This is a genomic window from Microtetraspora malaysiensis (assembly GCF_001528665.1).
Classification (GTDB): domain Bacteria; phylum Actinomycetota; class Actinomycetes; order Streptosporangiales; family Streptosporangiaceae; genus Microtetraspora_A; species Microtetraspora_A malaysiensis.
Genome location: NZ_BBYJ01000005.1, coordinates 362642 through 380711, shown reverse-complemented (window position 1 = coordinate 380711; position 18070 = coordinate 362642). Strand labels below are relative to the sequence as shown.

Annotated in this window: 21 protein-coding genes; 9 read left to right on the top strand and 12 right to left on the bottom strand. The window is 71.1% G+C overall.

Annotated elements, in window-relative coordinates; genetic code table 11:
* Positions 1 to 173 precede the first annotated feature (173 nt).
* Positions 174 to 626, bottom strand: a complete 453-nt coding sequence (locus AWQ71_RS39830) for a hemerythrin domain-containing protein (protein ID WP_084258577.1) — start codon at positions 624 to 626, stop codon at positions 174 to 176.
* Entirely contained in the window at positions 521 to 1417 is an 897-nt protein-coding gene (locus tag AWQ71_RS04640) for an alpha/beta hydrolase (RefSeq protein ID WP_084258575.1), read from the bottom strand. Before AWQ71_RS04640 ends, AWQ71_RS39830 begins: the two co-directional genes overlap by 106 nt.
* A gap of 117 nt (positions 1418 to 1534) precedes the next feature.
* Here AWQ71_RS04640 and AWQ71_RS04635 point away from each other — a divergent pair, with 117 nt between their 5' ends.
* The 4 genes from AWQ71_RS04635 (at position 1535) to AWQ71_RS04620 (ending at position 4526) form a co-directional block, all read left to right on the top strand.
* Complete coding sequence (locus tag AWQ71_RS04635) at positions 1535 to 2569, top strand: PucR family transcriptional regulator (protein WP_067127104.1); 1035 nt, start codon at positions 1535 to 1537, stop codon at positions 2567 to 2569.
* 235 nt (positions 2570 to 2804) lie between these two features.
* On the top strand, positions 2805 to 3128 hold the full coding sequence (locus AWQ71_RS04630) for a DMT family transporter (protein WP_067127101.1): 324 nt from the start codon (positions 2805 to 2807) through the stop codon (positions 3126 to 3128).
* The gene (locus AWQ71_RS04625; protein WP_084258503.1) at positions 3125 to 3736 is read left to right on the top strand and encodes a TetR/AcrR family transcriptional regulator; all 612 of its coding nucleotides are present in this window, start codon (positions 3125 to 3127) and stop codon (positions 3734 to 3736) included. The genes AWQ71_RS04630 and AWQ71_RS04625 overlap by 4 nt, the downstream gene beginning before the upstream one ends.
* A gap of 196 nt (positions 3737 to 3932) precedes the next feature.
* Entirely contained in the window at positions 3933 to 4526 is a 594-nt protein-coding gene (locus AWQ71_RS04620) for a TetR/AcrR family transcriptional regulator (RefSeq protein ID WP_067127098.1), read from the top strand.
* Between the two features lie 28 nt (positions 4527 to 4554).
* Here the strand turns inward: AWQ71_RS04620 and AWQ71_RS41320 are convergent, their stop codons facing one another.
* Positions 4555 to 4728, bottom strand: coding sequence for a hypothetical protein (locus AWQ71_RS41320; protein ID WP_157570173.1), 174 nt, complete (start codon positions 4726 to 4728; stop codon positions 4555 to 4557).
* 276 nt (positions 4729 to 5004) lie between these two features.
* Positions 5005 to 5466, bottom strand: coding sequence for a large conductance mechanosensitive channel protein MscL (locus AWQ71_RS04615; protein ID WP_218001639.1), 462 nt, complete (start codon positions 5464 to 5466; stop codon positions 5005 to 5007).
* Between the two features lie 492 nt (positions 5467 to 5958).
* Between AWQ71_RS04615 and AWQ71_RS04610 the strand changes: the two genes are divergently transcribed.
* Complete coding sequence (locus tag AWQ71_RS04610; RefSeq protein WP_067127096.1) at positions 5959 to 6750, top strand: putative protein N(5)-glutamine methyltransferase; 792 nt, start codon at positions 5959 to 5961, stop codon at positions 6748 to 6750.
* A gap of 3 nt (positions 6751 to 6753) precedes the next feature.
* On the opposite strand, the gene AWQ71_RS04605 is transcribed toward AWQ71_RS04610, so the two are convergent.
* Positions 6754 to 7488: a DUF2786 domain-containing protein gene (locus tag AWQ71_RS04605; protein WP_067127634.1), complete on the bottom strand. Its 735-nt coding sequence runs from the start codon at positions 7486 to 7488 to the stop codon at positions 6754 to 6756.
* Positions 7489 to 7929: 441 nt separating this feature from the next.
* Here AWQ71_RS04605 and rsgA point away from each other — a divergent pair, with 441 nt between their 5' ends.
* A complete protein-coding gene (gene rsgA, locus AWQ71_RS04600; RefSeq protein WP_067127093.1) occupies positions 7930 to 9006 on the top strand; it encodes a ribosome small subunit-dependent GTPase A in 1077 nt (358 codons plus the stop codon).
* A gap of 59 nt (positions 9007 to 9065) precedes the next feature.
* Positions 9066 to 9713 (top strand): GNAT family N-acetyltransferase, encoded by a 648-nt coding sequence (locus tag AWQ71_RS04595; RefSeq protein ID WP_174550671.1) that lies wholly within the window; start codon positions 9066 to 9068, stop codon positions 9711 to 9713.
* A gap of 184 nt (positions 9714 to 9897) precedes the next feature.
* On the opposite strand, the gene AWQ71_RS04590 is transcribed toward AWQ71_RS04595, so the two are convergent.
* The gene (locus AWQ71_RS04590) at positions 9898 to 10419 is read right to left on the bottom strand and encodes a TetR/AcrR family transcriptional regulator (protein ID WP_084258498.1); all 522 of its coding nucleotides are present in this window, start codon (positions 10417 to 10419) and stop codon (positions 9898 to 9900) included.
* Between the two features lie 78 nt (positions 10420 to 10497).
* Between AWQ71_RS04590 and AWQ71_RS04585 the strand changes: the two genes are divergently transcribed.
* Entirely contained in the window at positions 10498 to 11295 is a 798-nt protein-coding gene (locus tag AWQ71_RS04585; RefSeq protein WP_067127087.1) for an NAD(P)H-binding protein, read from the top strand.
* A gap of 105 nt (positions 11296 to 11400) precedes the next feature.
* On the opposite strand, the gene AWQ71_RS04580 is transcribed toward AWQ71_RS04585, so the two are convergent.
* The 4 genes from AWQ71_RS04580 to AWQ71_RS04565 all read right to left on the bottom strand — a co-directional run bounded on the left by AWQ71_RS04580 (position 11401) and on the right by AWQ71_RS04565 (position 15070).
* Positions 11401 to 12225 (bottom strand): ABC transporter permease, encoded by an 825-nt coding sequence (locus tag AWQ71_RS04580; RefSeq protein ID WP_084258496.1) that lies wholly within the window; start codon positions 12223 to 12225, stop codon positions 11401 to 11403.
* Positions 12225 to 12995: an ABC transporter permease gene (locus AWQ71_RS04575; protein WP_067127084.1), complete on the bottom strand. Its 771-nt coding sequence runs from the start codon at positions 12993 to 12995 to the stop codon at positions 12225 to 12227. Before AWQ71_RS04575 ends, AWQ71_RS04580 begins: the two co-directional genes overlap by 1 nt.
* A 1-nt stretch (position 12996) precedes the next feature.
* Positions 12997 to 13932 carry an ABC transporter ATP-binding protein gene (locus AWQ71_RS04570; RefSeq protein WP_218001638.1) on the bottom strand — a complete coding sequence of 312 codons (936 nt, stop codon included), beginning with the start codon at positions 13930 to 13932 and terminating at the stop codon, positions 12997 to 12999.
* Positions 13933 to 14047: 115 nt separating this feature from the next.
* Positions 14048 to 15070: a metallophosphoesterase family protein gene (locus AWQ71_RS04565; RefSeq protein WP_245658106.1), complete on the bottom strand. Its 1023-nt coding sequence runs from the start codon at positions 15068 to 15070 to the stop codon at positions 14048 to 14050.
* 363 nt (positions 15071 to 15433) lie between these two features.
* On the opposite strand from AWQ71_RS04565, the gene AWQ71_RS04560 reads away from it, so the two are divergent.
* Positions 15434 to 15832, top strand: a complete 399-nt coding sequence (locus AWQ71_RS04560; RefSeq protein WP_067127079.1) for a hypothetical protein — start codon at positions 15434 to 15436, stop codon at positions 15830 to 15832.
* A 301-nt stretch (positions 15833 to 16133) separates the two neighbouring features.
* Here AWQ71_RS04560 and AWQ71_RS04555 read toward each other — a convergent pair whose 3' ends face one another.
* Positions 16134 to 17387 (bottom strand): RNA polymerase sigma factor, encoded by a 1254-nt coding sequence (locus AWQ71_RS04555; RefSeq protein ID WP_067127076.1) that lies wholly within the window; start codon positions 17385 to 17387, stop codon positions 16134 to 16136.
* Positions 17388 to 17389: 2 nt separating this feature from the next.
* Positions 17390 to 17740, bottom strand: a complete 351-nt coding sequence (locus tag AWQ71_RS04550) for a YciI family protein (protein WP_067127073.1) — start codon at positions 17738 to 17740, stop codon at positions 17390 to 17392.
* Positions 17741 to 18070: the final 330 nt, after the last annotated feature.

Genomic DNA, 18070 nt, shown 5'->3' with positions numbered 1-18070 from the left:
TTCGTGTTGCGGTGGCGGGACTGAACGCACCCGGTATGCCGGGGAACGGCTCTCTGGTCTGTTATCGACATCGCAACGCGGCGTGGTTCGCCACGCTGGGCAGTGAGTCACGCTGCCGTACGCGGCCTGAACCGTCGAATCCATCGATGGCGAGGAGCTGCAAGCTCGGTCGTTTACGGCCGAGAAGCTGACTGTCCGGGAAAGTGCGTCAGGGAGTTGAGGACCGGGACGAGGTAGTGCTCCTCGCGGTCGAGGTGAGTGATGAGCTCGACCGACAGGCGTTCCAGATCCGTATGGAAGTCGGGGGCGGAGGGGGTTGCGGAGACCTTGCGGAGATCGGCCAGGAGGGACGCCATGATGCGGTGATCTGAGGTCAGGCGATCCAGCACCTCGGACAGTTCGGGATGCTCCTGGGCCAGGAAGGGGAAGACCGACCGGCCCTCGGTGGTGTGGTGAGCGTCCAGGGCCTCGCTGCCTCGTCCACACGGCCGGGCCTTGGGATGACCCGGCCGTGGCGACCTCAGGAGGTCAGGGCGCGGCGCAGTGCCGCGGCGAGGTCGGCGATCTGCCGCTGAGACACCTCGGCGGACAGGATCGCCTGTGACCCGTGGAAGGTGCCGGGCCACTGGTGCAGCTCGACCGACACGCCCGCCTGCAGCAGGCGCAGCGCGTAGCCGATGCCTTCGTCGCGGACCGGGTCGAACTCCGCGGTGGCGATGTAAGCGGGCGGCAGGCCGGACAGGTCAGCGGCCCGTGCCGGCGCGGCGTACGGCGTGGCGGGCGCCGAGCCCAGGTAGTGCCGCCACGCCGTGGTGATCTTGTCGCGATCATGCCAGGGCGTATCGGTGAAGTGCCGCTGCGACCACGTCTCCTGCCGGTCGTCGAGCCCAGGCTCGTTGAGCAGTTGGAAGCGAATCGGCGGCCCCTGCTCAGCACGCGCCCGCAACGCCACCGCGGCCGCGAGGCCCGCGCCGGCACTGTGACCTCCGACCGCGATCCGTTCCGGGTCGATGCCGAGCTCTGCGGCGTGCTCGGCCGTCCAGCTCAGCGCGGCGTAGGCGTCGTCCAGGGCGGCCGGGAACCGATGCTCGGGGGCCCGGCGGTAGTCCACCGAGATCACCATCGCGCCGGAGCCGTCGGCGATCCGGGCGGCCCACGGGTGCTCGGTGTCCAGGTCACCGAAGACCATTCCGCCGCCGTGCAACCAGACGATGGCGCCCTGGGCCTGGCGCGGGCGATAGATGCGCACCGCCACATCCGGATCGGCGGGCACCGTACGGTCCTCGATCTCCATGTCCGCGGTGTCCGGCGCCGGCCTCGCGGCGGCGCGCTCGGCGAAGTTCTTGCGCGCGGTGACCGGGTCGGTCAGGTCGGTTTTCGGGAGAAATGGGATGAATGCTTCCAATTCGGGATCCATGCCATCCATCCTCATGACCGCCCCCTCCGAGATCATCCGCCATCCGTCGGACATCTCATCCCGATCACGCACCGATCGGCGCTTATCCTCCAGCCGTGGAGGCCCTATCCTCCTGCCATGCAGGCCCTGGTCGAACATCTGCCGCACCTGGATTCGCACGTCCAAGGCACGATTCGCGTCGTCGCGTTCTACGACACACTGATGCGCCGACGAGTGGATCTGCCGGCGCTCGCCCGGGCCTCAGCGGGCCTGGCCGAGTGCGCGGTCGGGATTCGGCTCCACGGCACGGGGCGGATGATCCGCATGGCGCCTGATGGCAGACAAGCAACCGCTCCACCGCCACCCCCGTCCACGACGGCGCCGATCACGCTCGATGAGGAGGAGATCGGCACGGTGTGGCTGGAACGCCCCGGCCCGTCGAGCCCGCTCGACGAAGTGCTGCTGGACCGGCTCGCCATCGCCGCCGCGGCGGTCGTGGAGAGGTACGGCCCGGCCCGCACCACCATGGCCGACCCCGCCCTGGTCGAACTGGTGATCAGCTCCGAAAGCGACGAGGCGGCCAGAGCTCGGGCGCTGCGGCTCCTGGGTTTCGCCGCCGACCTGCCGATCCACGTCGTGGCCGTACGGTCACAGCTTCCGCTCGATCAGGTCGGCGGCCTGATCTGCCCGGTCCGCCTGGTCAAGGCGGCGCCACTCGCCGACATGGGCGTCATCCTGGCCACCACCGTGGACCCGGCGCGGTTTCCGGCAGGCGTACGCGCGGGCCTCGGCGCCGCCGCGAGCCCCGACCGATCCTGGCAGCAGGCCCGCACCGCCCTCCGCTTCACCACCCCACGCCAGCCAGTCGTCCACTACGACAGTCTGGGCGCGATAGCGCTCCTGGCCGAGATACCCGCCGACGCCGCGCGCGGCAACGCCGACGTGGCCGCGATCGCCCGAATCGCCGGCAACCCAGAAGATCTGGAGACGCTGGACGCCTACTGCGAGACCGGCTCCCTACGCCGGGCCGCTGACCTTCTCCACCTGCACCACAGCAGCGTCGCCCGCCGACTCGACCAGATCGGAAAGACCCTGGGTATCGAGCTCACCGAGCCCACCGGACTGACACGGGCCAGGCTCGCCCTCACCGCACGACGACTGCTCAACGACTGAGGCGGAACGCAGGGCGGCCCACTCGCCCCTGTCCCGGGTCAGCGTGAAGAAGAGATGCAGCAGTGCTGTGCCGCCACGCCGCCGGCGAATCCGGCGAACAGAAACGGCGGGGCGGCCCCGGCCTGTACTCGCAGTCTGCCCCTGGAAGGCCTGTGCGGGCCTGTCACGCGCCCTAATTAATCACGATATTTCCACTAAAGTGGGACGAGCGTACCGTTTTTGTGGAGGTTCCCCCATGGCCTGGCTCCTGCTCGCCGCCGCGATCGCCTCGGAGGTCGTCGCGACCACCGCGCTCAAATTCAGCGACGGGCTGAGCCACAAGGGGTGGAGCGTCGTGATGATGGTGGGCTACATCGCCTCGTTCGTGTTCCTGGCCAGAGCCCTCAAGCTGCAGATGCCGCTCGGCGTGGCGTACGCGGTGTGGTCCGGAGTCGGCACCGCGGTGATCGCCGTGATCGGCATGCTGTTCCTGGGCGAGAACATGAATCTCGCCAAGATCGGAGGCATCCTGCTGATCATCGGCGGCGTCGTGCTGCTGAACCTGGCGGGTGCCCATTGACCGGCTCGACCCCGAGCGGGGATGGCGCGAAGGCGCGGCGCAAGCCCCAGGAGAGGGCGCTGCGCCGCAAGGAGGCACTGGTCGAGGCGGCCGTCACGCTGCTCGGCGAGGGCGGCTTCACCGCGGTGACCCACCGGGCGGTCGCCGAGCGGGCGGGCATCCCGCTCGCGGCGACCAGCTACTACTTCACGTCCCGCGACGAGCTGGTGGCGCGGGCCTTCGCCGTGCTCGTCGAACGCGATCTGCGGCTGATGCGGGCCTCACTCACCGAGGAGGCGGCCACCGGCTCCCTGGTCGAGCTGGCGCAGGCGTTCCTACGCGCGTACGCGTCGGACCGGGGCCGCCAGCTCGGGCTCTGGGAGCTGTACCTGCAGGCGGGCCGCGAACCCGCCCTCCAGGACATCGCCCGGAACTGGACGGACGGATGGCACGACATCGTGCGGACGCTGCTGGAGCGGGCCGGGTACCCCTGCGGCGCCTCCGAGGTCCACTTCCTCGCGACGCTGGTGTCCGGACTGTGGCTGGAGCTCCTGGTCGAGGACCGGCCCGGAGCCCTGGACCGGGCCGGGGAGATGGTCGCCCGCGGCCTGCGCGCGATCTCCGCCTGACGGACGCCCGCGGGCCGGTCCCGGCTTACCCGAGCAGCGCCCGGCGCGAGCTCCCGCCACGTCTCCGTGGGCGGCGTCGCCGGATCCGCGGACAGCATCCGCGGCACACATGGCCGGCGCCCACATCTCCGGAGAACCTCTCCGGTTGACTGTCGCAAAGGGCGACGCCCCACCCGAGATGACCGAGAATGGGACGATGACAGCGGACGGCCTGATCAGCGCGCGGCGGCGCTCGGACGCGCGGAGAAACCACGACCTCATCATCACCGCGGCGCGGGAGACGTTCGCCCAGTCGGGGCCCGACGCCTCCCTCAACGAGATCGCCCGCCGGGCCGGCGTGGGGCCGGGCACCCTCTACCGTCACTTCCCCAACCGCTCCGCCCTGCTGACGGCGGTGCTCCAGGACCGGATCGACACCCTGCGCGAGCACGCGCGACGGCTGCTGTCCGCGGAATCCGCCGACGAGGCGCTGGCCGAATGGCTCCGCGCGTTCCTGGACCACGCCCGGGTCAACCAGGGCCTCGCCTGCACCCTCATGCTCGAGGAGCGGGACGCGCCGGGCCTGGACTGCCAGCGCGTGATCGAGGAGGCCGCGGCGGCCCTGCTCTCCCGGGCCCAGCGGGACGGCGCCGCCCGCCCCGACCTGACGCCCGGCGACCTCGTTCAGCTCGTCGTCGGCATCGCCCTGTCCACCGCCAGGAACGACGACGACCCCGGCCGGGCCGACCGCCTCCTCGCGCTCGTCCTCGACGCCGTACACGCGCGCCCGCAGCGCGAGGCCGACGCGTAAACCGGGGGTCAGCGCCCCAGCTCGGCGATCAGCTTCCGATACCGGCGAAGGCCGACTTGGGCGTGTAGTCGTCGGACATGAGGCCGAACCGGTGGAACAGTCCCGGCTGGGAGCTGTCGGCGTCACGCAGCGCGAAGTGGGGGTAACCGCCGACGTTGGCCTCATCTCGGCAGCCGTTGATCGCACGGACGACGGTCGCCACACCCGCGCCTGCCGTTCCGGCGTACGCTCCGGGCCGGTGGGCCAGCCGTTCCCGGTGACGTGCAGCGGAACGGCGGGATCGATGCCCGCCGGGGTGAGACGCTCGGACCGGTGCAGACGGAGTAGGCCGGTGACGGCGTGGTGCAGCCGGTCGGCGGGCACCGGCATGCAGACATCCGGGAAGTCGACCGGCTGGCGTACGGTTCACCGAGGAGCGCCGGGCTCGCGCTGGATGTGCCACAGCGCCACCAGGGGACCGCCGCCAGGAGAACCAGGCCTACCGGGGGTACGGGGGCTGGTCGGTGGCGCAGTAGCGGCACTTCGACGCCGCCACCGGCAAGTCGTCCGACAGGCACGCGGGGCAGGTCTTCGCCGGCTTCGGGTCGCCGAACACCGTGACGCCGCGCCGGGCCTGGACGCGCTTGTAGGGGATGACGATCAGGAAGTAGACGACCGCCATGAAGAGGACGAAGTAGATCATCGCGGAGATTAACGCGCCGATGTTCAGGTAGGTGGCCGGGTTGCCGGACTTGCCCAGCTGCCAGCCCAGCGCCGGCGCGTTGCCGCCCTGCGCGACCGTGATGATCGGATTGATCACGTTGTCCGTGAACGCCTTGATCAAGGTACTGAACGCCAACGCCGTAATCAGGCCGACCGCGACCACGATCACATCGCCGCGCATCAGGAAATTCTTGAAACCCCGCAACACCGAGCCACCCTCACTCTCGCCGACGATCATCCGGGTATGCCCAGCCCACGCGGGCACGCCCACCACCAGGACGACCTCAGAACCCCCTGGTCCTGGCCGTACCCGCCCTGTCGGCCGCCACTCTGCGTGATGGTGCCATCGCACGCCATGCCTATGAGCAGAACGGCGGCGTCGATTCGGCCCGCCCCTCGGGTGCGCTGGCCGACTTCCGCCGCCACCTGAAGCCATACTGGGACATCCCGGCCGCCCGGGAGTTCCTCGAGCACACCGCCTGAGCGCGGCTGGCCCAGGACTACCGGAGAGCCATCGCAGGAGTCTTCACCGGCGGCTTCGGCCCTGACCTGTCCTTCTCGAGGCGGGAGGACCCGACCGCTCTGGTAGTGTTGCCGTCCCCAGCGACGATCCCGAACGCGAGGAGGTGAGCCCCATTCCGCTGTACCAGGCAGGGTGCTCCCTTCTCACCGCCGTCCGGCTCGTCTGACCGGGCACGCGGGAGCGCCCCTCGGCTTCCGAAAGGCTCCCATGTCGGCTTCGCCGTCGCTTTCCTCCATGTCACACATTGTCACCACCCTCCGCTCCGCGGGATGCGTCTTCGCCGAGGACGAGGCACGGCTCCTCGTCTCGGCGGCACCCACCCCGGCCGATCTCGCCGCCATGGTCGACCGGCGGGTCCGCGGCCTGCCCCTCGAACACGTCCTCGGCTGGGCCGACTTCTGCGGCGTGCGCATCGCGGTGGACCCGGGCGTCTTCGTCCCCCGCCCGCGCACCCAGTTCCTCGTCGGTCAGGCGATCGCCCTCGCCCGGCCGGGCGCGGTCGTCGTCGACCTGTGCTGCGGCACGGGCGCGATGGGCGTCGCCCTGGCCGCCGCCGTGGACGGCGTCGAACTGCACGCCGTCGACATCGACCCCGCCGCCGTGCGCTGCGCCCGGCGCAACCTCGCCGCCGCCGGCGGCCACGTCCACGAAGGCGACCTGTACGCGCCGCTGCCCGCCACCCTGCGCGGACGGGTCGACCTCCTGATCGCCAGCGCCCCGTATGTGCCGACCGAAGCGATCGGGCTGCTGCCGCCGGAGGCCCGCGTCCACGAGCCGAGGGTGGCGCTCGACGGCGGCGCGGACGGCCTCGACGTCGTTCGGCGGGTGATCGCCGACGCGGCGCGGTGGCTCGCCCCGGACGGTCACCTCCTGGTCGAGACGAGCGGACGCCAGGCCGCGCCGACCGCGCAGGCCGTGGCCCGCGCCGGACTGGTCCCGCGCGTGGCCGCCTGCGAGGAACTGGACGCGACGGCCGTCATCGGCGCCCGCCGCGGGTGAACCTCACCGGCCGAGCGCGGCCCGGCTCGGGGCGCCGACACGGGAGCCGCCCAGATCGGCGCGATCCCCGGCGGCCCGGCCCCCGGCCCAGCCCGACCAGTCGCTCATCGTGCGCCGCCCGGCGCGGCGCACATGGGGGAACATCCGCTCGTACTCCCGACGCACCTCGGCGACCCGGTCGCGCAGCACCAGCTCGGTCGAGCGCCCGCCGCCCGGCGCCCCCGCCCGGTCGGCGTCCATAGCGGCCGCCTTCTCGGCCGCGCGCAGCCGCTCACAGACCCGGTTGGCGTATCCGGCCATCCAGCTCTTCCGGAAGCTGATCGTGGTGTGCCCGGACGGCACCGGCTCACGCACGACGGCGGAGGCCATCTGCAGGCAGAGGGAGGTGAAGAGCATCTCCACCAGGTCGAGATCGGACCGGAAGCCGATGACCTGAACTCGCGACACCGCCCCGACCTTGCTGTAGATCGTGCGGCAGCGCAGCGCGGAGGCCACGCCCGCGAGCAGGGAGCGCCGATCCGGCTGGTACGGATTGCCGATCTCGACGGTCAACTGATCGACCTCGTCGCGCACCTGCCCGGCGTCGGCCAGCACGGCCTGCTCGACCCCGTACGCCGACATGAGGGCGCACGCCCTCTCCAGGTAGACGGCGGCCTCGGCCGCGCCGGTGTTGGGATGCTCGGCCACCGCCAGGAGCTTTCGGATCAGCTCCAGCTTGCGCTCGGGAATCTCGTTCACGGTGGCCACCCCTCCGATGCCGACGACAACGGGCGCAACGTTACGGGACGCTACCGACAGTTACGGATCCTGTCTGAGGCGTAGGGGTCAGTCGAGTGCCGCGGCAACGACAGCCGCGCGTGCGCCCTTTCGCGGCGGGCCGGCGGCGGGTCCCGGCCGGTCGACGTCGATCAGTTTTTGGACTTCGTCCCCCGGCACAATGTGATCGGCACCGCAGCTGAGGGTGCTAGGCTCTCGGACGTTTGATGTTGGATCGGCATGAGAGGGAGGTGAGGTTTGATGACCGCGGTGAAGACCGCTGCCGTGCGCAGCGCCCGGACCATCCTCACGTCCCGGGTCCCGGTCTGACCTGCTTCTTCCCCCAACCTTGAGCTGTCAGGCTCGCCTATGGGGGTGGCGTCCGCGTCTCGTCGGGGCCCCTTCTCCGCAAGGTGTCTCACGTTGCCACATACCTTCACGGATCCATCCGGCCTGTCCCGGTACGGGTGGACCGACGCACTCGACCAAGACTTCACCGAACACTACGAAGCGGGCCTCCTACCGGCCCGGATCTCACGCGTCGATCGCGGACTGTGCTCGGCGATCACCGCGTCTGGCCCGGTGCGGGCCACGTTCGCGGCGCCGCACGGGCCCGACCCGCTCCTGACCCCCTGCACCGGCGACTGGGCCGCGCTGCGCCCGGGCACCGATCCACACCTGGTGGCCCTGCTTCCGCGGCACAGTGCGATCGTGCGCTCGCCGGCGTCCGGGTCCTCCCATGGGCAGGTGCTCGCCGCCAACATCGACACCGTCGTCATCGCTCTGTCCCTGGCCGTTCCCCTGGACGCGGCCAAGTTGGAACGGCTGCTCGCCCTGGCCTGGGAGAGCGGGGCACAGCCGGTGATGGTCTTGACCAAGGCGGATCTGGTCGCCGACCCCGAGGCCGCATACGCCGAGGCGGGCGCGCTGGCACCCGGCGTGGACGTCCTGGTCACCAGCGTGGCCACGGGCCGGCACATCGACGCGCTGGCCGCGCTGTTGCGCGGTACCACCGTGCTGCTCGGGCCCTCGGGCGCGGGCAAGTCCAGCCTCGGCAACGCGCTGCTCGGCGAGGAACGCCTGGCCACCGGCGCCGTACGGACCCAAGACGGCAAGGGCCGCCACACCACCGTCAGCCGCGAACTGGTCCCCCTTCCCGGCGGTGGTGTCCTGATCGACACCCCCGGCCTGCGCGGCATCAGCCTCCACGACGCCGCCGACGGCCTGGAGCAGGTCTTCGCCGAGATCGAGCACCTCGCCCGGGCCTGCCGCTTCAGTGACTGCGCCCACGACAGTGAGCCGGGCTGCGCGGTCCAGGCCGCCATCCGGGCGGGCGAGCTGCCGCAGCGCCGGCTGGACAGCTATCGCAAACTGCGACGCGAGAACGCCTGGGCCGCCTCACGCACTGACGCCCGGCTGCGCGACGAGCGCGCCAGGCGGCAGAAGGCCATCACCAGTCATCTGCGCGCGACCTACAAGTTCCGGGATCAGCAGCCATGACCGGCCGCGTCCCGCCGGTCTCCGGGTCCGCTCAACGTCCACCAGGAGCACACACCACCATGCCCGACAGCCTGCCCGGCGTGATCGGCGACCCCGCAGTGGCGGCGTTTTCCCTGCGCCGCGAGCACGTCGCGGACTATCAGCACACCGACTACGTCCTGCGACTGCGGGAGAACGAGGAAGCGAACCCGACCATGACCACCTCTTGGACCGCCCGCCCCGAGACCGCCGGCGATGTCGCCGCCATCCGCGACATCAACCTCGCCGCCTTCCCCACCCCGCACGAGGCCGACCTCATCGAGGCTCTGCGGGCCGACCCGCAGGCGTGGATGCCCGGCCTGTCCTGGCTGACCGAGTCGCTCGGCGGCGACCTGTCCGGATACGCGCTGCTCACACGCTGCCACGTCGGCGACTCCCCGGCGCTCGCGCTGGGCCCGTGCGCGGTCAGGCCCGAGCACCAGCGGCGGGGCGCCGGTTCCGCCGCCATCCACGCCGCCCTGCGCGCCGCCCGCGAGCAGGGCGAGAATCTGGTGGTCGTGCTCGGCCACGCCGAGTACTACCCGCGGTTCGGCTTCACCCCGGCCTCCGGGTTCGGCATCCGCCCGCCCTTCGACGTCGAGGACAAGTACATGATGGCGCTCGCCCTCGACCCTGAGCGGCCGGTCCCGAGCGGCGTCATCCGCTACCCGGCGGCGTTCGGCGTCTGATCTCCCGCTCCTTGCACGTGCCGAACGGCCCCCACGCTGCGTGGGGGCCGTTCGTCCGCCGGAAAATCGGACCGTGATACCGGCATAAAAGCGGGCACGCTGCACGTCCGGGACGGCGCCCAGCTCGCCGTCGCCGTCTACGAAGGCGAGCTCATCACCATCCCGGATGGCCGCCGGTAGCCGGTCAGCCCTTTTCCGAACGGCGGCCTATCCCGTCGAGCATGAGGGGCAGGAAGCGCTCCGGAATGACGCCCGGGTGGCAGGCGAACACGTTGAGCAGATCCATGAGGTCACCGGTGCCGACATCTGAACGCATCGCACCGTCCACCTGCGCCTGCCGTACCAACTCGTCGAGTCGCCGCGTCAGCGCCTGCCTCGCCTGCGGCGCTGAGGTCCCGGCCAGCGCGGCCGCGATGGCACCGCGACTCTTCTCCACGCTGTGGACGACGAAGGCGCGAATGGCCGCCCACGCGTCAGGCTCGGCCGCCGCGGCGCGGTCGAGGGCGTCCATGAGCTCGTGAACGTACTGCTCCGCCAAGGCGGCGAGCAGCACGCCGCGGTCGGGAAAGCGCCGATAGAGCGTGCCGACCCCGACGCCGGCCCGGCGGGCGATCAGCTCCATCGGCGCGTCCGTGCCGCGCTCGGCCACCGCGTCCCGCGCGGCCTCCAGGATCCTGTCCCGATTGCGGCGTGCATCGGCGCGCATTGAACTCCCCATAACTGGACGACAAGCTTCCGCTTAGTATAGAAGAGGAAGCCAATATTCCGCTTAGGGGGTTGCGCGATGATTGTGGTGACAGGTGCGACAGGCACGATCGGGCGTGCGCTGATCAAGGAGCTCGGCGGTGCGGCGCGAGCCGTGGTACGGCGCGCGGAACAGGGCGAGGAACTGGGATGCGACTACGTGGTCGGTGACCTGGAGCGGCCGGAGAGCATCCCGCTCGGGCCGGGTGACAGGCTCTTTCTCAACAGCGGGCTGTGGCCGGGTTTCGTGCGAGCGCATCAGGCGGTCATCGATCATGCGGCGGCCGCGGGAGTGGCGCAGGTGGTGACCGTCTCCGTGCGCGGCGTGACGTCGAGCAGCCTGCTCGGGTTCGGCATGCACGGACAGGTCGACGAGCATCTCAAGGCCTCAGGAGTGCCGTGGTCGATCCTGGCGCCTGTCGGCTTCATGCAGAATCTCGCGGGCGACGTCGACGAGGAGGGGCGGATCTTCGGCTCGTACGGCAGAGGCAGGGTCGGCTACATCGACGCGCGTGACATCGGGGCGGTCGCGGCCGTGCTGCTTGCGCGTCCCGTCGGGGCCGACGCCACCTACGAGCTCACCGGGCCGGTGGCGCCTACGCAGGACGAGGTCGCCGCCGAGCTCACCCGAACACTCGGCCGGCCCGTGCGTTACGTGGACCTGCCGGTCGAGGAAGCCGCCACTCACCTGGAGAAGCGCGGCATGCCCGCCCAAGCGGCCCGTGACCTGTCCCGACTCATGTCGCAGATCGGGGATGGCCGCTGGGCGAGCACGACCACGACCGTGGCCGACATCCTGGGTCGCCAACCGCGTTCGCTGCGGGAGTTCCTTGGGTAGCCGTGCGAAGCGGCGGCCGAGGGACGAGGGACAGGACCCGGCCGCCGCTCCTGCTCCGGCGGCCGGATCCGCTCCCGCGCCGTAGGCGCCCGGCCGGACAGCCGGTCAGGGGCAGAGCAGGCGCTCCATGCGGCGGGCGGCGAACCACAACCCGGCCGCGAGCATGACCAGGAGGTAGGCGGCGTGCCCCAGCAGGCCGGGGCCGTACACGCCCAGGGACAACCTGCGCACCAGCTCGACCGCGTGGTAGAGCGGGGTGATCTGGATCAGAATCTCCGCCCACGCCGGGTAGTCCTGCACCGGGGAGAACGTCCCGGAGAACAGGAACATCGCGAACTGGCCGGTGGTCAGCAGGTCGAAGTCCTGCCAGCCGCGCATCAGCGTGCTGATCGTGAGTCCGACCGCGCCGAACGCCAGGCTCACCAGGATCGTCGCCGGGAAGGCGGCCAGCGCGCCGCCCACCGGCGCCAGGCCGAGCGCGACCATCACGCCGAGGAAGATCGCGGTGTAGAAGGAGCCTCGGACGGTCGCCCACGTCAGCTCACCGAAGGCGATCTCCACCGGCCGCACCGGCGTGGCGAGCACCGCCTCGTACGTCTTCACGTACTTGAGCTTGAAGAACACGTTGAACGTGGTCTCCGCCAGCGCCCCGGTCATGGCCGACACCGCGAGCATGGCCGGGGCGACGAAGGCGGCGTACGGCATGGTGCGGCCGTAGACAGTCAGATCGCCGACCAGCGCGCCCACGCCGACGCCGATGGACAGCAGATACAGCAGCGGCTCGAAGAAGCCGGAGACGAGCACGATCCAGTAGGCCGGGCCCGAGCGCAACGCGCCGACGTTGCGGCTGATCACCGCGCCGACCCGTGTGGTGGAGAGCCCCGGACGGGAGGCGCGCATCGACCTCGCGGCCGCCAGAGTGGTCAACATCAGTCCTCCAGCCTCCGGCGGAACCGGCGTGCGGCGAGCAGCGTGCCCGCGACGGCCCACACCAGCAGGCAGCCGACGTGCGCGGCGACCGGCCACGGCGGCGCGGTGCCGAGCGTGGCCGAGCGGCACAGCTCCACGGCGTGCCACAACGGCGAGACGTACGCCACCGGCCGGATCAGGCCGGGGAGCTGCTCGATGGGGAAGAAGACGCCCGAGAACAGCGACGCGGGGATCATCACGAAGCGGAACAGCAGCGTGAAGTGGCTGTCGCTGTCGATGCTGGCCGCGAACGCGCTGACCGGCGCGGCGGTGGCCACCGTCAGCAGGGCGCAGACGAGCGGGACCGTCACCGCCCACGGCGAGCGCAGCGCGCCGAAGAACAGCACTACCAGCAGGAACGCCAGGACGGCGGTCGTCACCCGGAACAGCAGGTAGAGCAGGTGGCCGGTCAGGATGTGGTTCGGCTGGACCGGGGTGGCCCGCATCGCGTGGAACGCGCGCGACCACTTGAAGTCGCCGAGCACGGGGTAGGTCGACTCGCCGAGCGCCATCTGGAACGCGGTCGAGGCGACCACGCCGGGGACGATCCACGACAGGTAGTCGACGCCCTTGACGGAGCCGACGTATCCACCGACGCCGATGCCGATGCTGATCACGAAGAGCACCGGAAGGACGAACGAGGAGAACACCGACGCCCGCCACAGCCTGCGGTAGAGCGTCAGCTGCCGTTCCAGGACGGCGATGCTGGGACGGACGGTGCCGGCGGTCATGTCAGTCCACCAACGTCCGGCCGGTGAGGTGGAGGAACACGTCCTCCAGGGTGGAGCGGCGGATCAGCACGCTGGAGGGCGTCAGACCGCGCTGGTGCACCTCGGTCAGCGCCGCGTCGCCGTCGTCGGCGTACAGCAGCACCCGGTCGGGCAGCGGGTCCACCCGCTCGCCGATCCCGCTCATCTTCGCCGCGTAGTCGGCGTTCAGGTCGAGGCCGTCGGGGAAGCGCAGCTCGACCACCTCGGCCGTGGAGTACGTCTCGATCAGCGAGCGCGGCGACCCCTCGGCGACGATCTTTCCGCCGTCCATGACCACGAGCCGGTCGCACAGCTGCTCGGCCTCGTCCATGTAGTGCGTGGTGAGCACGAGCGTGGTGCCGCGCTGCTTGAGCCGGAACAGCCGCTCCCACAGCAGGTGTCTGGCCTGCGGGTCGAGGCCGGTGGTCGGCTCGTCGAGCAGCACGATGTCCGGCTCGTTGATCATGGATCGGGCGATCGTCAGGCGGCGTTTCATGCCGCCCGACAGCGGCTCGACCATGCTGCCCGCCCGGTCGCTGAGCTGGACGAAGTCCAGCAGCTCATCGGCCCGCCGCCGCCCCTCGACGCGGGACAGCCCGAAGTATCGGGCGTAGGTGGTGAGGTTCTCCCGCACTGTCAGGTCGGGGTCGAGGTTGTCCAGCTGCGGGCAGACGCCCAGCCGGGCGCGGATCCTGGTGCCGTCGCGCACCGGGTCCATCCCCAGGATGCGCAGCTCGCCTGAGGTGGGCGCGGACACGCAACTGATCATCCGCATCGTCGAGGACTTGCCCGCCCCGTTGGGCCCCAGGAAGCCGAACGCCTCGCCCGGCGCGACCTCGACGTCGATGCCGTTGACCGCGGTGAAGTCGCCGAAGCGTTTGACCAGGCCACGGGCGAAGATCATTGGTTGCTCTGCCACGTGGCAAGACCCTAGTGAAGGGCACCGACATTTCCGCAACATGTTTTCCCGCGCCGCGCGCAGGCGTCGGCGAGTACGGCCACCGGCCGGGGCCACCGGATCGCCGGGGCGTACTTCAGTGGCAGGCGTAGGTCGGGCTGGTGTCCTTCACCTTGCCATCGGTGCCGATGAGCTGCCAGGAGAACGTGCTGTCGGTGAACGTCAGCTTCACCACACCGCTCGTGCCGCTGAGCCGGAACCGGCTGTTGGGCCGGACGTTCTTGATCTTGTACGATTCGGCGCCGCCCATGCCGCCGAGCAGCTCGACCGGGCCGTTCGGGTCGGCCTTGCCTGAGGGGTTCTGCGGGCCGAACCGCTCGTAGTGGTGGTCGTGCCCGTTGAGCACCAGGTCGGCTCCGTCGTCGTAGAGGATCTGCCAGACGGGCCGGCTGACCGGGTCGTCGCCGTGCTCGCCGGAGCTGAACAGCGGGTGGTGCCAGTACGCGGCGACGCAGCCCCTGGTGGTGGCGGCGAGGTCGGCCCTGAGCCAGTCGATCTGCGCGGTCCGGTCGAAGAGGTTGGAGTCGAGGGCGATGAAGTGCCAGTTGCCCCGGTCGAAGCTGTACCAGCTCTTGCCGTTCGGGAACGCGATCGCCCCGAAGTAGGACTTGTAGCCGGCCTCGAACCCGGCCGGGTCGTAGCTCTCGTGGTTGCCCGCCGTGGGACGGGTCTTGTTCTTGAACTTGCCCCAGGTCGTGTCGTAGTACTTCCGGTAGTCGTCGATCGTGCCGCGGTCGTACTGGTTGTCACCCATCGTGAGGACGAACTCCGGGTTGATCGCCTGGACCTGCGCGGCCGTTTTGGCATGGGCGCAGGAGCTGGAGCTCGCCGTGCACTGCGCGGCGATGTCGCCCGCCGCCACGACGGTGAACGTGCCTCCGCGGGGGGACGGCGAGGCCGATAGCGAGGGGGAGGGGGAGGGCAAGGCGGCCGGGGTCACGCTCGGCGACGGGCTCGGCGAGAACCCGGCGTCGGCGCGATCGGCGGCCGTGAGCAGTCCCGCGAGCAGGGCCACGACGGTGGGGACCACGCCAAGGCGGGCAGGCCGTCCGGCCCGGGAGCGCGGCGGGGAGAAGGGGTCGGGCAGAGGCAGGGACACGGCTGTCTCCCGGGGGTGAGCGACCATGACGGACCACGTGGACGGACCATAAGACGGGTTCGTGGGCCCGGCGACGCCGTGGCGGGACCGTCCCGGAACGGCCGGCCCGCCGTCCACTGTGAGTCGCCTCGACGTCGGCAGCCTCACAGTAGTGGCGCACGCGCCATCCGCCCACCTCGGCGGCGTCCGCGTTGAGGACGACAAGGCCTCGGCCACCCCCGTTGAACAGGGCCGATGCGCCGGTGCCCGAAGTCAACGCCGATCCGGGTTCTTGCGGAAACTCGCAACCCACGGCCGACCGCCATGGCCGTCCGCAGGTCTCCGCCGTTGACTGGCTGCCACCCCTTCGAGAAAGGAAGCACCATGAACAGACTGATCGCCGCAGGCGCGCTGTGTCTCGGGCTGGCGCTGGCGCCGACCTCGGTGGCCAACGCCTCGGCGGCCGCGGTCCGCGACCCGTACGGCCACACCTTCCCGGGCTGGGTGAAGGCACGTAACAACGCGCCTCTGGCGGTGTACTCCTCCTCCAACTTCACCTTCCAGAAAGGCTGGCTGGACACCACCACAAGCGGCTTCCTCTGCAAGACCACCACGCGGAACACGCCGGACGGGCAGCCGATCTGGGCCTATTACACCCAGGGCGACAGGTATCTGCCGGGCAAGGGAGCCCACAACTCTTGGGGGTTCGTCTGGGCTAGCGGCAATGTATTCCTCTCGCCCAACGCGCTGCCCTGGTGCGGTTTCAACAGCGTGCCGGCCTGACAGACGGGACGGCCCCACGCCCTGACCCGCGTCGGTGGCGCGACCCGTGTCCCTCATGAGCGAGCGACGTCGCCGGAGGCGGCATGACTTGCCTGGCCGATGTGGCCCCCGCCCGTGCTCACCCACTTCGGGATGCCGGCGGACGCCGACCTCGCCCAACGGACGCCGCTGCTGACCGGGCCGACGGCCGTACCCGGGACAGGCCCACCACACGGGCCTGTCCCGGGAACGCGCCGAGGCGGCGCTGACTCTGCCGGATCCCGGGCACGTGACGCCGCGTTCCGGCGGCCGGCTCGCCCACCTAATCCTCGATCGCGTCCAGCCTCCGCCGGAGGTGCGCGCGCTCGGGCTCGGTGCCCGCCAGTTCGAGGGCCTGGCGGTAGGCCGCGGCGGCCTCGGAGAATCGGCCGACCCGGCTCAGCAGATCCGCCCGCGCCGCGGGGTAGGGGTGGTAGCCGCGCAGCCGCGGCTCGCCGGCCAGCTCGTCCAGCAGCGCCAGGCCGGCTTCCGGGCCGTCACGCATCGCCACCGCCACGGCCCGGTTCAGCGCGACGATCGGAGACGGGACGAGTGCGAGCAACACGTCGTACAGCGCCACGATCTGCGGCCAGTCGGTGGTGTCGAGGCTGACGGACTCGTCGTGCAGGGCGGCGATCGCGGCCTGCACCCCGTACGGGCCCGGCGGCCCGCCGGTCAACGCGACGGCCACCAGGTCACGGCCTTCCGCGATCATGCCGCGGTCCCACCGGGCACGGTCCTGCTCGTCCAGCAGCACCACCTCGCCGTCCGGGCCGCTGCGCGCGTCCCGCCGGGCGTGGACCAGCAACATCAGCCCGAGCAGCCCGGCGACCTCCCGTTCAGCGGGCAGAAGACGGCGCAGGATGCGCCCGAGGCGGATCGCTTCCTCGGCGAGGTCGAGCCGCTGCAGACGCGGGCCCGAGCTGGCCACGTACCCCTCGGTGAAGATCGAATACACCACTTGAAGCACGCCCGGCAGCCGCCCCGGCAACTCGTCCGCACCGGGCACCCGGAACGGGATCCGGGCGGCGCGGATCTTCTTCTTCGCCCGGGTGATCCGCTTGGCCATCGTCTCCGGGGGCACCAGGAAGGCCCGCGCCACCTCCGGCGTGGACAGCCCGGCCAGGCAGCGCAGCATCAGCGCCCCCCGGTCCTCGGCCGCGAGCGCGGGGTGGGCGCAGGTGAAGAACAACTGCAGCCGCTCGTCCGGCAGGCCGCCGTCCGCGTCCTGGGCCGGTGGGGGCTCCGCCCGCTCCGCCTCCACCCGCAGCATCGCCAGCCGCGCGGCGAGAGCCTGGTCACGCCGCAGCCGATCGACCGCCCTGCGCCGCGCCGTTGTCATCAACCAGGCTCCGGGTTTCGGCGGGACGCCGTCCACCGGCCAGCGCGCCAACGCCGCCTCGATCGCCTCCGACGTGACCTCTTCGGCCAGGTCCAGATCACCGAAGCGGCGGACGAGCGCGGCCAGCAGCCGGCCGTGCTCCTCGCGGAACACCGCCTCCACCGAGGCCACACCGTCCGCCCGCTCGTCACGCACAATCAGACCCCGAAGTCGGCGACCGGCCGCACCACCACCGAGCCGCTACCGAGGGCGCCGGGGCAGCGGGCTGCCCAGTCCAGCGCGGCGTCCAGGTCCGGCACGTCGATGACGTAGAACCCGCCGAGCACCTCGCGCGTCTCGGCGAACGGCCCGTCCGTCACGGTCCGCTCGCCGTCCGGGCTGACGCGCACCATCGTGGCGGTGACCAGGTCCGCCAGGGACTCCCCGGAAACGAAGATCCCCGCGTCCTTCACCGCCTTGTCGTAGGCCACCCAGGCCCCGAAATCGCTCTCGGCGGCCTCGCCGTTCTCGGCGACCTCGCCCGCCTGGATCAGCAGCATGTACTTCATGATCGGCTCCCTCAGTGTTCCGTTGTCTCGTCGCGCGGCGGGATCGCCGCATGCCATAACTACGAACGGGGCACTGCCAGATGGACATCCTCCGGAAATTATCTCGCGACCGGCTTCGGCGGCCTCGACCCGGGCAGCGGCCACACGGCGCTCCGGCTCTCCCCGGTGACCGGCGGGGGCCGGAGTCCAGGGCGCGCCGCACCGCCGGGGTTCGCGGTTGGGCCAGACCTCGTGCCACCGCAGCCGACGAGGTCGGCTACCGTTGCCGACGGTCTGTCGCGGCGGCATGCGGGTCCGGCCCGTTCGCGTACGGTGACGGCGGGAAAAGGG

Excerpts from the sequence above, each read along its gene's own strand:
- AWQ71_RS04640 (WP_084258575.1), bottom strand. The coding sequence starts at position 1,417 with ATGGATCCCGAATTGGAAGCATTCATCCCATTTCTCCCGAAAACCGAC.
- AWQ71_RS04635 (WP_067127104.1), top strand. The coding sequence starts at position 1,535 with ATGCAGGCCCTGGTCGAACATCTGCCGCACCTGGATTCGCACGTCCAA.
- AWQ71_RS04630 (WP_067127101.1), top strand. The coding sequence starts at position 2,805 with ATGGCCTGGCTCCTGCTCGCCGCCGCGATCGCCTCGGAGGTCGTCGCG.
- AWQ71_RS04620 (WP_067127098.1), top strand. The coding sequence starts at position 3,933 with ATGACAGCGGACGGCCTGATCAGCGCGCGGCGGCGCTCGGACGCGCGG.
- AWQ71_RS04615 (WP_218001639.1), bottom strand. The coding sequence starts at position 5,466 with ATGATCGTCGGCGAGAGTGAGGGTGGCTCGGTGTTGCGGGGTTTCAAG.
- AWQ71_RS04610 (WP_067127096.1), top strand. The coding sequence starts at position 5,959 with ATGTCGGCTTCGCCGTCGCTTTCCTCCATGTCACACATTGTCACCACC.
- AWQ71_RS04595 (WP_174550671.1), top strand. The coding sequence starts at position 9,066 with ATGCCCGACAGCCTGCCCGGCGTGATCGGCGACCCCGCAGTGGCGGCG.
- AWQ71_RS04590 (WP_084258498.1), bottom strand. The coding sequence starts at position 10,419 with ATGCGCGCCGATGCACGCCGCAATCGGGACAGGATCCTGGAGGCCGCG.
- AWQ71_RS04585 (WP_067127087.1), top strand. The coding sequence starts at position 10,498 with ATGATTGTGGTGACAGGTGCGACAGGCACGATCGGGCGTGCGCTGATC.
- AWQ71_RS04580 (WP_084258496.1), bottom strand. The coding sequence starts at position 12,225 with ATGTTGACCACTCTGGCGGCCGCGAGGTCGATGCGCGCCTCCCGTCCG.
- AWQ71_RS04575 (WP_067127084.1), bottom strand. The coding sequence starts at position 12,995 with ATGACCGCCGGCACCGTCCGTCCCAGCATCGCCGTCCTGGAACGGCAG.
- AWQ71_RS04560 (WP_067127079.1), top strand. The coding sequence starts at position 15,434 with ATGAACAGACTGATCGCCGCAGGCGCGCTGTGTCTCGGGCTGGCGCTG.
- AWQ71_RS04550 (WP_067127073.1), bottom strand. The coding sequence starts at position 17,740 with ATGAAGTACATGCTGCTGATCCAGGCGGGCGAGGTCGCCGAGAACGGC.